Source organism: Segatella copri, from assembly GCF_009494395.1.
Classification (GTDB): domain Bacteria; phylum Bacteroidota; class Bacteroidia; order Bacteroidales; family Bacteroidaceae; genus Prevotella.
Genome location: NZ_VZCB01000060.1, coordinates 45,016 through 58,749 on the forward strand (window position 1 = coordinate 45,016; position 13,734 = coordinate 58,749).

Genomic DNA, 13,734 nt, shown 5'->3' on the forward strand with positions numbered 1-13,734 from the left:
ATTAACAATGAGGCTTACGCCTTTGCCTCGGAGGCTTCTATACATTATTAATTATACATTGTACATTAAACTTTACTCCGTTGGCTGGATAAACTGTCCATAGATGTATCCACCTACGGCAGCAGCGATAATAATCCAGATTGGGTTGACGCCCAGAAGCCATATCAGGAGGGCTGACAGGATAGGAATCCAGCAGTTGACAAGCGAAATTCCGGCACTCTTGGCAAGTGAGAACGTAGGAACGGCTATCAATGCCACGACGGCAGGACGGATGCCTGCAAACATGGCAGCAATCACCTTGTTGTCTTCAAACTGATGGAAAAACATGGCTATCGCCAGGATAATAAGGAAGGATGGCAACGAAGCGCCGAGGGTGCAGACGATGGCTCCCGGTGTCTTTGCCAACTTATATCCGAGCAGGGAACTCATGTTGATGGCCAAGGCCCCCGGACAAACCTGGGTAGTAGCGATGGCATCCAGAAATTCCTCCTTCGTCATCCAATGATGCTTGTCGACGACTTCGGATTCTATAATAGGAATCATGGCATAGCCACCACCAAAGGTGACTATGCCAATCTTCATGAATGTCTTAAATAAATCTGTATATTTCATTTATTTACTTTACTCTTTCTTCAATCCACTGACGTGCATTGACAAATGCCTCAATCCAAGGAGTTACCTCGTCGTTGTGGCGATCAGCTGGATACCAGGCGTTCTGCCATGGGAAGATGGCACGCTCCAAGTGTGGCATCATAGCCAAGTGGCGACCATCTGCAGAGCAGATACCTGCTACATTGTAGTCACTGCCGTTAGGATTACCTGGATACTCAGCGTAGTTGTACTTCGCAATGATGTTGTAGTGATCCTCTGGCTCAGGCAAGTAGAAACGACCCTCGCCGTGAGCTACCCAGATACCGAGCTTATCACCGCTCAGGCTACCGAACATCACACTGTCGTTCTGAGGAATAGTCAAACCGAGGAATGTGCTCTCGAACTTCTTGGATGTGTTGTGGCAGAGGTGTGAACGATGCTTGTGCTCAGGATTGATGAGGTTCAACTCAACCATCAGCTGGCAACCGTTGCAGATACCGAGTGAAAGGGTATCCTCACGGGCATAGAACTTATCGAGTGCCTCCTTAGCCTTAGGATTGTAGAGGAATGCACCAGCCCAACCCTTGGCAGAACCGAGAACGTCGGAGTTAGAGAAACCACCGCAGAATACGATGAAGTTTACATCTTCCAAGGTCTCACGACCGGAAATCAAGTCGGTCATCATCACATCCTTTACATCGAAGCCGGCGAGATACATAGAGTATGCCATCTCACGCTCACCATTGGTACCCTTCTCACGGATGATAGCTGCCTTGATGCCTGATGGCTTGCGACGGTTAGCGTCGAGGCTGTAGCTAGCAAGAGTTCCCTTGAAGCCGTAACCGAAGTTCATCTCGATAGGCTGCTTCTTATAGTTGGTGTAACGCTTCTTAGCCATACCGTTCATGCTCTGCTTGCGGTCGAGGAGGTAAGATGTCTTATACCAGTCATCACGTAATGCATCGATATCGAACTCGTGCTCGAAGCCTTCCTTCTTGATGATAATCTTGCGGAGCTCAGGAGCTGGATAACCAATCTTGGCATAACCGATACCGTTCTCATCGAAGAATGCCTTCAACTCGTCCTTGTGAGCATCGCTTACCTGGATGACAACACCTGGGTTCTCTGCGAAGAGAGTCTTGATGATGTCGGCATCTGCGATGTCGTGGAGGTTGATCTTCATACCACCCTCTACGTTGGCGAATGTCATCTCGAGGAGAGTTGTAATCAAACCACCGGCACTGATATCGTGACCAGCCATTACCCAACCACGGTTAATGAGTTCCTGTACAGCGTTGAAGCAGTCAACGAAGTATTCTGGGTTCTTCACGGTAGGAACATCGCTGCCCACCTTGCCCAGGCTCTGTGCGAAGGCAGAACCACCGAGGCGCTGCTCGTCGAAGCTGAAGTCGATATGATAGAGGCTAGAGTTCTTGTCGTTAACGAGAACTGGGCTAACCACCTTCTTGACATCTGAAACCTCACCGCCGGCACTGACGATAACGGTACCAGGAGCGATGATCTTCTCGCCGTTAGGATACTGCTGGGTCAAAGAGAGAGAGTCCTTACCTGTTGGTACGTTCACGTGGATGGCGCAGCAGAAGTCTGACAATGCCTTCACACCCTCGTACAGACGGGCATCCTCACCCTTCTGGCTGCGGCAAGGCCACATCCAGTTAGCAGAGAGGCTGATGCTGTCCATACCATCTGCCAATGGAGCCCATACGATATTAGTCAATGACTCTGCTACAGAGAGTACTGAACCTGCCTTAGGATCGGCAAGACCAGCCTGAGGAGCATGACCCATTGCTGTTACGATACCCTTCTCGCCACGGTAGTCGAGTGCTACGACACCACAGTCTGAGAGTGGCAACTGAATCTGACCCTGACCCTGCTGACGGGCAATCTTACCTGTCACGGAACGGTCAACCTTGTTGGTCAACCAATCCTTACAAGCCACAGCCTCCATCTGGAGAACGCGCTGCAAGTACTCGTCGAGGTTATCTGCAGAATAAGTTACATCTTCATATTTACGCTCTACGGTCTCATCCACCATCACAGTCTTAGGAGTATGACCGAACATCTGAGCTACATCGAGGTCGAATGGCTTCACGCCGTCAGCCTGCTTGAAGCTGAAGTGAGCATCGCCAGTAGTCTCACCAACCACGTACATTGGAGCACGCTCACGGTCGGCAATCTTCTGAACCTCGCTGATATACTTCTCGTCGATGAGCAAGCCCATGCGCTCCTGGCTCTCGTTGGCGATGATTTCCTTAGCGCTCAAAGTCTTGTCGCCGATAGGCAACTTAGACATGTCGATTTCGCCACCGCACTCTTCTACCAACTCAGAGAGACAGTTCAAGTGACCGGCTGAACCGTGGTCGTGGATGCTGACTACTGGGTTCTCATCGTTCTCAACGAGTGCACGAACCAGGTTGTAGGCACGCTTCTGCATCTCAGGGTTGGCACGCTGAACAGCGTTCAACTCGATACCGTTGCTGTAACGGCCTGTATCTACAGAAGAAACAGAACCACCACCAAGACCGATGCGATAGTTATCACCACCTACTACTACAACCTTGTTGCCCTTCTGTGGCTCACCCTTCTTATAGTCACGCTTCTTGCCGTAGCCTACACCACCAGCAAGCATGATTACCTTATCGTATGCATACTTCTCACCATTCTCCTCGTGCTCGAATGTAAGCACAGAACCGGTGATGAGAGGCTGACCAAACTTGTTACCGAAGTCTGATGCACCGTTGGAAGCCTTGATCAGAATCTGTTCAGGAGTCTGATAGAGCCACTTACGAACAGGCATGATGTCTTCCCAGTCGCGCTCAACATCGCTCTTTCCGTTGTCATCCTTCAGGCGAGGATAAGCAGTCATGTAGCAGGCTGTACCTGCGATAGGCCATGAACCTACACCACCACCCATACGGTCGCGGATTTCACCACCCGTACCGGTAGCAGCACCGTTGAAAGGCTCTACAGTAGTAGGGAAGTTGTGAGTCTCAGCCTTCAGAGAGATAACACTCTCGATATCCTTCACCTGGAAGAAATCGCTGGTAGTCTGATCGGCTGGAGCAAACTGCTCGATAACAGGACCCTGAGAGAAAGCCACGTTGTCCTTGTAAGCAGAGAGAATCTTGTTAGGGTTCTCCTGAGTGGTCTTCTTGATCATGCTGAAGAGAGAAGACTCCATCTCTTTACCATCGATGATAAACTGGCCGCCGAAGATCTTGTGGCGGCAGTGCTCTGAGTTGATCTGTGCGAAACCGAAGATTTCGCTGTCGGTGAGAGGGCGTCCGTTCTCTTTCTCCAGCTTGTGGAGATAAGCCATTTCGTCCTCGCTGAGGGCAAGACCCTCTTCCTCGTTATACTTCTCGAGGTCATCGACGTACTTGATAGGTTCTGGCTGGTGGTTCACGGTGAACACATCCTGACCGATACCGTTGTACATACGCTGGAGCATAGGGTCGTGCTCAGCGTCCTCGCTATCTACAGGGAAGTACTCCTCGATACGCGAAATGCCGTTAAGACTCATGTTCTGAGTAATCTCAACGGCATTCGTACTCCAAGGAGTAATCATTTCACGGCGTGGACCGACATAGAAGCCCTGCAACTGCTGGGCGTCCTCTAAAGTCGCGTCACCATAAAGCCAACAAAGTTCATTGATTTCGTCCTGAGATGGTTTGTGATCAATCTCGGTCGCAATCACACTCTTAGATGGAGTTCTGAAAAAAAGAATCATACTATTTCTCTTTTTATTATGTTAATGTATTTATTTTTCTTTCGGTTGCAAAGATAGCGCTAAATTTTGGAAATACAAAGCCTTTGCTCGTATTTTTATAGTTAGTTAATGCTTTCCCCTTGTAAAAAACTACAAAATATTGATTTTGTGGTTAAAAATGTCTAAAACGCTTTGACAAATGATGTTTATTCGGGTCTAATAAGTAACTTTGCACCGTGAAAGCGTGTGTAACATTTAAATGTATATTTAATAACTGAAAATAAAAATAGGAATATGAAACAGACTAAGATTTTTGCAATGGTTTTGATGGCAGCAGCTTTGTTGACAACAAGTTGCGCTAGTAAGAAGGATCTTCAGAATTGCCAGACAGAAAACAGAGAGTTGACTGCCAATTACCAAGATACAAAGGAGAAGTTGGCTGCTACAGAGGCTAGTCTCGCTGCAGCTCAGGAGCAGCTCGCTACTGCAAAGAGCGACTACGCTAAGTTGCAGAGTGCTCTCGACAAGAGTTTGACAAATGCTAATCAGAACAACATTAGCATCGAGAAGCTCGTTGACCAGATCAATGAGAGCAACCAGTACATCCGTCATTTGGTTGAGGTGAAGAGCAAGAGCGATTCTCTGAACATGGTATTGACCAACAACCTGACCCGCTCACTCAGCCGTGAGGAGATGAAGGAAGTTGACGTTCAGGTATTGAAGGGTGTGGTTTACATCTCTTTGGCTGACAACATGCTCTATCAGAGCGGTAGCTATGAGGTGAACAGCCGTGCTAAGGAGACTTTGAGCAAGATTGCCAAGATTATCCAGGACTACAAGGATTACGATGTACTCATCGAGGGTAACACTGATAACGTGCCTGTAAGCACAACAAGTGCCAAGATGAAGAACATCCGTAACAACTGGGACCTCTCTGCTCTCCGTGCAGCTTCTGTTGTTCAGTATCTCCAGGACAACTTCGGTGTTAATCCTAAGCGTATGACTGCTGGTGGTCGTGGTGAGTACAACCCTGTTACAACCAACAATACAGAGGTTGGCAAGCAGCGTAACCGTCGTACCCAGATTATCATCACTCCTAAGCTCGACCAGTTCATGGACTTGATCGACAAGGCTCCAGAGGATTCTCAGAAGTAATCTTGGTTAGATTATGAAGAATGAATAATCAGGGCTTGCACATCATTGCGTCCTGATGTATATGATAGAAGGCACCAATGGGTTTATGCTCATTGGTGCCTTTTTTGTATAAATATGCATGAATTATAGAAGATGGCTTGGAAAAAGCGTGTTTTGTTGTCATTTTGATAGAAAATATTTTAATTTCCTTTCTTTTATCAAATCTTTTTCGTAATTTTGCAGGCAAATTATTAATTAGACATGAATTGTTATGGAAAAGATTAAGATGACGACTCCATTGGTAGAGATGGACGGTGATGAGATGACAAGAATCCTTTGGAAGATGATCAAGGACGAACTGATTCTTCCTTTCGTTGACTTGAAGTCTGAGTATTATGACTTGGGTTTGCCTTATCGTGACCAGACCAATGACCAGGTAACCATTGACTCTGCTGAGGCTGCCAAGAAATATGGTGTAGCCGTGAAGTGTGCTACCATTACCCCTAATGCCCAGCGTATGGACGAGTATAAGCTCCACAAAATGTGGAAAAGTCCTAACGGAACAATCCGTAGCATCATGGACGGTACCGTGTTCCGTGCTCCTATTACCATTCCTAGCATTCACCCATGTGTGAAGAACTGGGAGAAGCCTATCACTATCGCCCGTCATGCTTATGGAGATGTATACAAGAGCGTGGAGATTCGTGCTGATGAACCGGGAGTAGCTAAACTCGTGTTCGAGGGTAAGAGTGGCAAGAAGCAGGAGGTTGAAATCCATAACTTCGATGGCGCTGGCGTTATTCAGGGTATGCACAATACCGACAAGAGTATCCGCAGCTTTGCTCACAGCTGCTTCAAGTTTGCCATCGATACCAAGCAGGACCTTTGGTTCGCTACCAAGGATACCATCTCCAAGACTTACGATGCTCAGTTCCGTAAGATTTTTGAGGAAGTATACGAGAGCGACTACAAGGAGAAGTTTGCAGAGCTTGGCATCGAGTACTTCTATACATTGATTGATGATGCCGTGGCTCGTGTGATTCGTAGCAAGGGTGGTTTCATCTGGGCTTGCAAGAACTATGATGGTGATGTGATGAGCGATATGCTCAGTACCGCATTCGGTTCTCTGGCAATGATGACTTCTGTCTTGGTTTCTCCTGATGGAAAATATGAATATGAGGCAGCACATGGTACAGTAACACGTCACTACTATCGCTACTTGAAAGGTGAGGATACATCTACCAACCCAATGGCAACCATCTTTGCATGGAGCGGTGCATTGAGAAAGCGTGGTGAGCTGGATGGCATCAAGGAGTTGCAGGACTTTGGCGACCAGTTGGAGGCTGCTTGCTTCGATACCTTGAATGACGGTATCGCTACCAAAGACCTCGTCAACCTGATGGAGGGAGTTAAGGCTAAGGCCGTGAACTCTGCAGGTTTCATCGCTGCTATTCGTGAGCGTTTGGAGAAGAGATTGGGATAAGCCAAAAATCAGATAAACAAAGGAAAAGCCTTACCGGAGTCAATAGATGACACTGGTAAGGCTTTTTTGATATAAAGAGCGGAAACTTTTACTTCTTACGCTTGGAAGAAAGAGCATCTGAGTAGTACTTGAAAAAGTCAACTTTCAAGATTTTACTGATGTGGAACAGCATGCCCGTATCGATGGTAGTGCGATCGTATACCTTATATATATTGGTGCGATGGCAACCAAGTTCGTTTGCCAACCATACAGATGTTTTACCCTGCCGTTGAAGTTCTTCCTTGATGAGTTTGCCTATGGCCACAGTATTAACTTTATCGTTCATAATTCTTTGCTTATTAAAGATTTTGTATATTCTTGTCTAAATCCGGTTGCAAAATTACCAATATAGTATTAAAATAGCGAACAAACTTGTAGCGGATTTGGTTACATTGCGTTAAAGTGTGTCATAAAATTCTTTAAAATTGTAATAAAACTAATCTTTTTTAAGCTGATTTGGTGAATGTAATTGAATTGTAATCGAATGTAATGCGTATTACAAAAGAAAAAGTGTAATTTTGCAGGCAGAATTTAAATGATAGGAATATGGAAGCAAATAAGAAGAAAATCCTGGTTGTTGATGATGAGCAGGACTTGTGTGAAATCTTGAAGTTCAATTTAGAGACAGAGGGGTATCAGGCAGATACTGCCAATTCGGGTGAGGAAGCTATATCGATGGATATTGCCTCTTATGATCTTTTATTGCTTGATGTGATGATGGGAGGAATGAGCGGATTTCAGCTGGCAAGACAGTTGAAGGAGAATCCGATGACAGCTCATGTGCCTATCATCTTCCTGACAGCCCGTGATACGGAGAATGATACTGTGACCGGATTCAATCTGGGTGCAGATGATTATATCTCCAAGCCTTTCTCTATCCGGGAGGTGATGGTGCGAGTGCGTGCTGTGCTGCGCCGTACAATGGAGCAGAGAGGTAACAGCAGCGAGCCTTCTCTGATTAACTATCAGGGTTTGCAGCTGAATCTGGACAAGAAGTCGGTGACTGTGGATGGAGAGTGTGTGCCATTTACCAAGACAGAGTTTGAACTCTTGCGCCTTCTGCTGGAAGAGCGTGGTAAGGTGTTCTCTCGTCAGGAACTCATCGACCGAGTATGGCCAAAGGATGTGATGGTGCTCGACCGTACTGTGGATGTGAATATTACCCGTATGCGAAAGAAAATTGGTAAATTTTCCAAGTGTATCGTTACCCGTCTGGGATTTGGTTATTATTTTGATGCATAAACATATATCATCATGTTTAAACTGAATAATGTAGGTAAGAAGTTGTATTTCAGCGTACTGGCGGTGTTCCTTGTGTTCGCTGTCAGTTTTATTGTATTTCAGCAAACACGCGAGAAACAGTATAAGATTAGTACGTTGACTCTGAAACTTGCCAACTATAATGAACTGCTGGCAGAAGATTTGGAATTGTCCAAGACTGGTGGCATTCTCCTTTCTGACAGTGTGGAAGTGGTGGATAGCGTGCGTGTGGCAGAGGCAAAGTTGGAAGATTTTGTGCAGACGCATGAGAGTAAGGACCTTCGTGTAACTTTGGTCAAGAAGGATGGAACCGTAATCTTTGACAATATGAGTAAGGATTATCGCCACTTTGCCAATCATGCCCAGCGTGCGGAGATAGCACAGGCATTGAAAGAGGGAATGGGTACGAGTGTAGAGCGACAGTCGAAAACGCTGAAGCAGGATTATTTCTATGTAGCGTCCTATTTCCCGAAGAGTCATCTTATCGTTCGTACAGCATTGCCATATAATGATGATTTGACCAAGTCGCTTCAGGCTGATCAGCATTATATCTGGTTTGCCTTGGCAGCCATCATCCTACTTACCCTGGTGCTATACCGTTTTACAAACAGATTGGCGAAGAATGTATCCAAACTCCGTATCTTTGCTTATAAGGCGGATCATAATGAGAGCCTGGAGGTGGAGGATCTGGCTAAGTTCCCTAATGATGAGTTGGGTGAGATTGCCGAGCGAATCATCAAGATGTACAAGCGTATTCAGACAACGCGTAAGGAGCAGGATATCCTGAAGCGCCAGCTTACCCAGAATATTGCTCACGAACTCAAAACCCCTGTAGCCAGTATTCAGGGATATCTGGAAACCATTCTTGACAATCCGCATATCAATGAGGAAACGAAGGCCTTGTTCCTGCAGCGCTGTTATGCGCAGAGCGAGCGTCTTACCTCGCTGCTCCGTGATATCTCTACCTTGAACAGACTGGATGACGGTTCGGATATGATAGATTTTGAGGTGGTGGATATCACGATGATGGTGGCAGAAATCAATCGGGAGACGACTTTGGAAAGAGAAGGTCATCACATGACTTTCGATAATAAATTGCCTGAACGCATTGTGGTGAAGGGTAATCGGAGCCTGTTGTACAGTGTGTTCCGTAATCTTGTGGATAATGCCATTGCCTATGCCGGCGAGGGGACAACCATGACTCTGGAGGCAAGAGAGCAGGGCAATAAGTGGCATTTCATCTTCAGAGATAACGGACAGGGAGTGCCTCAGGAGCATCTTGCCCGTCTCTTTGAACGTTTTTATCGTGTAGATAAGGGAAGAAGCCGAAAGATGGGAGGTACCGGTTTAGGTCTGGCTATCGTGAAGAATGCTGTGTTGCTGCATGGCGGTACTATTAGGGTAAATAATTTGCCTGAAGGTGGACTGAAATTTGAGTTTACCATCAAGAAATAAAAAACTCGGAAGCCTTAGGTAGAAGAAATAAATCTTAAAAGTCGCTGGGAGTTTCGTCTTTGCGACTTTTTTTGTGTACCTTTGCATCTACTATTAACAATTATAAGAAAGATGAATCAATTTACAAAGATTATTGCAGCCCAGCTCAAATTGAGTGAACAGGCTGTCGAAAATACCTTGGCGCTGCTCGAAGAGGGTTGCACCATTCCTTTTATCTCGCGATACCGTAAGGAGAAGACGGGTAATATGGACGAGGTGAATATTGAAGCTATCGCTCAGGCTAATGAAAAGTTGAAGGAGATGGCGAAGCGCAAGGAAACCATTCTCAAGACAATAGAAGAACAGGGAAAGCTGACCGATGCACTCAAGGAGCGTATCGCAAACTGCTGGGATGCTACTGAATTGGAGGATATTTATCTGCCATATAAGCCAAAACGCAGAACCCGTGCCCAGATAGCCCGTGAGGCAGGCTTGGAGCCATTGGCACAGTTGCTCCTGTTCCAACGTGAGCGTAATCCGGAGCAGGCTGCAAGAAAATATCTTGGTGAAAAGGTGAAGGATGTGGAGGCTGCCCTGCAGGGCGCTAAAGACATTATTGCCGAGACTGTGAGCGAGAGCGAGGAGAGTAGAAATCAGATTCGTGGCGAATTCCGTCGTGGTGCCATCATCACCTCAAAGGTAGTGGCTAAGAAAAAGGATGAAGAGGGGGCTCAGCGCTTCTCTGATTACTTTGATTTCTCTGAACCTTTAAAGAAATGTTCTTCTCATCGCTTGCTGGCGATGCGTCGTGGTGAAGCTGCAGGTTTTCTCCGTATCAGCATTTCGGCTGATGATGAGCAGTGCCAGGATAAATTGAAGCGCCACTATGTACATGGTTTCGGTGAATGCCAGACTTTGGTGGGTGAGGCTGTGGATGATGCTTTCAAGCGTCTGCTGAAGCCTAGTATTGAAACCGAGTTTGCTGCTCTCAGCAAGCAGAAGGCTGATGAGGAGGCTATTGTCGTGTTTGCAGAAAACCTGCGACAGCTTTTGCTCGCTGCTCCTTTAGGACAGAAGCGTGTGATGGCAGTAGACCCTGGTTTCGCCAATGGTTGTAAAACCTGCTGTCTCGATGCGCAGGGTAATCTGATTCATCACGAAATCGTATTTCCTCATCCTCCACGTAACAAGAAGAATGAGGCTACCGCTGCCATCCAGCGCATGGTGAAGATGTATCAGGTTGAGGCAATGGCTGTGGGTAATGGTACGGCAAGTCGTGAAACCAGCGATTGGCTGCACGAAATAAGTTATCCACACCCTGTGGATATCTATGTGGTGAGCGAGGATGGTGCTTCTATCTATTCGGCTTCGAAGATTGCGAGAGATGAATTCCCTGATGAGGATGTTACCGTTCGTGGTGCCGTGAGCATCGGGCGACGACTGATGGATCCGCTTGCCGAGCTGGTTAAGATCGACCCAAAGAGCATTGGTGTAGGACAGTATCAGCATGATGTGGATCAGACACTGCTTAAGAAGAGTCTTGATACCGTGGTGATGAGTTGTGTGAATTCGGTAGGTGTAAATCTGAATACAGCATCCCAGCATCTCCTTACCTATGTGAGTGGATTGGGACCTACTCTTGCCAAGAATATCGTTGAATATCGTCGCGAGAATGGTGCTTTTGCTTCCCGTGCTCAGTTGAAGAAGGTGCCTCGTCTGGGCCCATCTGCCTTCGAGCAGTGTGCTGGTTTCCTCCGTATTCCTGGTGCCAGGAATCCTTTGGATAATAGTGCCGTGCATCCTGAGCGTTATGCGCTGGTAGAGCAGATGGCAAAGGATCAGGGTGTTACCGTGAAGCAATTGGTTGAAGATAAATCTCTACAGAAGAAGATTGATATCAAGAAATATGTAACTGCTGAGGTGGGTATGCCTACTTTGACGGATATCATGACCGAGCTTGACAAACCGGGCTTGGATCCTCGTGGTGAGGTGGAGAAGTTTGAGTTTGAAGCAAGTATCAAGTCCATTGAAGATTTGCAGGTAGGCATGGTGGTGCCAGGTATCGTCACCAATATCACCAAGTTTGGTGCCTTTGTTGATATAGGTGTCCACAACGACGGTCTGGTTCATGTTTCCCAAATGTCTAATCGCTACATCAATGATCCAAGTGAGGTGGTAAAGCTTCATGAGCATGTGATGGTGCGTGTGGCAGAAGTAGATTTGAAGCGTAAGCGCATCGCCTTGTCGATGAAGGGCGTGAAATAAAAAAGGATATTCAGAATGAATCAGAATAATAATGGTGATGCTCTCTTGGCAGGGGGCATCACCAGAGATTGTATAGAGTCGGCATATTGCTTTATTCATCAGAAGCTCAGGGTTTTTGAATTTTCCACCAATCCTACGCAGCGTGATGATATAGAGTATGCCATCGCCCAGTATGTAGAGGGCATGAATCCTCAGCTTTACCAGTTCCTTTCGCAGGGCAGAAAGGAATTCCTTCTAGACCATGTGAATTTCGAAAAAGACATGCGTGAGGCACAGGAGAAATTAGAGGGGATGATGTAGGCATCTGTTCTCCATTTGGGGGATATTCTGTAAAAAGTAGCAAAAAGACGGGTAAATTTATAAACGAAAAATGCTAAATAGTTAGATAGTAACTACTTAGCATTTTTTTTATGTGCGCCTGATAGGACTCGAACCTACACGGCCTGAACCACTAGATCCTAAGTCTAGCGCGTCTACCAATTTCGCCACAAGCGCATTCGTGAGTGCAAAGGTACAACAAAAAAATGAATAAAAAGAAGAAATGAGCAGAAAAAAGCGGTTTTGTTCGTTTTTTACAAGAAATAATGGTACTTTTGCAGGCAAACTAAAAATAATCATGATGAAAAAAATGAATTTGTTATTGATGGCAACAATGCTGAGCGCTGCTGCCTTCGCTGGTAATGGAAAGACTTCTACCACGCTTCCTGTCGAGGGAGAGGTGGTGAAGGCATCTCATCCCATGATTCAATACATGGGACGTGTGAGCTTCGGGAAGAATCCGGATGTGGCTAGCTTCAATTTCCCAGGTACTACCATTGAGGCAAACTTCCAGGGGTCTTCCTTGAAGATGATGTGCCGTCCGATGACGGGATATTTCATGGCACAAGTTGATGGCAGTGAACCTTTTAAGGTAGGATTCAATGCAGAACGTGATTCGGTGGTTACGCTGGCTACAGCCTTGCCAAAGGGTGTGCATCATGTGAAGGTGATGTATGTGATAGAGGGATTGTTCCGCAACCCAGAGTTCCGTGGATTCGTGTTGGATAAGGGTTGTAAACTCGTTGAGGCTCCAGCTTTGTCTGAGCGAAAGATAGAGTTCATCGGTAATTCTATCACTTGCGGATATGGTGTAGAGAGCATCGAGATGAGCGATCCTTTTGAGGATGAGACGGAGAACCATTGGCTGACTTATGCCAATATCGTAAGCGATAGCCTGAAGGCGCAGCATACTTCGATCTCCCGCAGTGGTATCGGTGTATATCGCAACTATGATGGTCCTAAGACGGGTTCTGCAGAGAATATGCCTTGGCAGTATGAATATACCTTATTTAATAAGCATGATGAGAAATGGGATTTTGCCAAGTATCAGCCACAACTGGTTTGCATCAACCTAGGTACCAATGACCTTTCTACGGATAATTATGATATTCAGCTTTATGAGAAGAATTACCGCATGTTCCTTACTACCGTGAGAAGTAAATATCCTGATGCCAAGATTGTGCTCCTGACAGGACCTATGCTCGGGAAGAAGGAGAGTAGCGAGCAGAGAGCTGCCCTTGACAGAATCTGCGCAGATGCCAACAAGAGCGGTTTCACTTTGGTGAATAAGACGGTAGTGGATAAAAAAGGCAAGATAAAGAAGGCGAAGAAGCTGGGGGATAAGGAGATTTATCGCTTCGACTTCTCTTTTCAGAAAGGCGACTTGGGATATGGTGCCAGCTGGCATCCTAGCAAGTTGCAGCATCAAAAGATGGCAAAGGAATTGTTGCCATTCCTAAAGAATTTGATGAACTGGTAA

At 46.3% G+C, this 13,734-nt stretch carries 10 protein-coding genes and 1 tRNA gene; 7 read left to right on the forward strand and 4 right to left on the reverse strand.

Translation table 11 applies throughout. The annotated features are described in order from the left end of the window. Window positions 1-72 precede the first annotated feature (72 nt). On the reverse strand, window positions 73-612 hold the full coding sequence (locus F7D73_RS08035; protein ID WP_153123710.1) for a chromate transporter: 540 nt from the start codon (window positions 610-612) through the stop codon (window positions 73-75). A 4-nt stretch (window positions 613-616) separates the two neighbouring features. Further along, on the reverse strand, window positions 617-4,342 hold the full coding sequence (gene purL, locus F7D73_RS08040; RefSeq protein ID WP_153123711.1) for a phosphoribosylformylglycinamidine synthase: 3,726 nt from the start codon (window positions 4,340-4,342) through the stop codon (window positions 617-619). A 273-nt stretch (window positions 4,343-4,615) separates the two neighbouring features. Here purL and F7D73_RS08045 point away from each other — a divergent pair, with 273 nt between their 5' ends. Both F7D73_RS08045 and F7D73_RS08050 read left to right on the forward strand, forming a co-directional pair. Next, entirely contained in the window at window positions 4,616-5,476 is an 861-nt protein-coding gene (locus tag F7D73_RS08045) for an OmpA/MotB family protein (protein ID WP_153123713.1), read from the forward strand. A gap of 250 nt (window positions 5,477-5,726) precedes the next feature. Continuing rightward, window positions 5,727-6,938: an NADP-dependent isocitrate dehydrogenase gene (locus F7D73_RS08050; protein ID WP_153123715.1), complete on the forward strand. Its 1,212-nt coding sequence runs from the start codon at window positions 5,727-5,729 to the stop codon at window positions 6,936-6,938. A gap of 88 nt (window positions 6,939-7,026) precedes the next feature. Here F7D73_RS08050 and F7D73_RS08055 read toward each other — a convergent pair whose 3' ends face one another. Then, window positions 7,027-7,263, reverse strand: coding sequence for an XRE family transcriptional regulator (locus F7D73_RS08055; protein ID WP_153123717.1), 237 nt, complete (start codon window positions 7,261-7,263; stop codon window positions 7,027-7,029). Between the two features lie 260 nt (window positions 7,264-7,523). Between F7D73_RS08055 and F7D73_RS08060 the strand changes: the two genes are divergently transcribed. The 4 genes from F7D73_RS08060 (at window position 7,524) to F7D73_RS08075 (ending at window position 12,236) form a co-directional block, all read left to right on the forward strand. Next, on the forward strand, window positions 7,524-8,219 hold the full coding sequence (locus F7D73_RS08060) for a response regulator transcription factor (protein ID WP_153123719.1): 696 nt from the start codon (window positions 7,524-7,526) through the stop codon (window positions 8,217-8,219). Window positions 8,220-8,231: 12 nt separating this feature from the next. Continuing rightward, the gene (locus F7D73_RS08065) at window positions 8,232-9,692 is read left to right on the forward strand and encodes a sensor histidine kinase (RefSeq protein ID WP_153123721.1); all 1,461 of its coding nucleotides are present in this window, start codon (window positions 8,232-8,234) and stop codon (window positions 9,690-9,692) included. 111 nt (window positions 9,693-9,803) lie between these two features. Next, window positions 9,804-11,936: a Tex family protein gene (locus F7D73_RS08070; RefSeq protein ID WP_153123722.1), complete on the forward strand. Its 2,133-nt coding sequence runs from the start codon at window positions 9,804-9,806 to the stop codon at window positions 11,934-11,936. Between the two features lie 15 nt (window positions 11,937-11,951). After that, window positions 11,952-12,236, forward strand: coding sequence for a hypothetical protein (locus F7D73_RS08075; RefSeq protein ID WP_153123724.1), 285 nt, complete (start codon window positions 11,952-11,954; stop codon window positions 12,234-12,236). A 113-nt stretch (window positions 12,237-12,349) separates the two neighbouring features. Here the strand turns inward: F7D73_RS08075 and F7D73_RS08080 are convergent. Beyond that, window positions 12,350-12,431 (reverse strand) — tRNA-Leu (locus F7D73_RS08080). A gap of 133 nt (window positions 12,432-12,564) precedes the next feature. Here F7D73_RS08080 and F7D73_RS08085 point away from each other — a divergent pair. Then, on the forward strand, window positions 12,565-13,734 hold the full coding sequence (locus tag F7D73_RS08085; protein WP_228117668.1) for an SGNH/GDSL hydrolase family protein: 1,170 nt from the start codon (window positions 12,565-12,567) through the stop codon (window positions 13,732-13,734).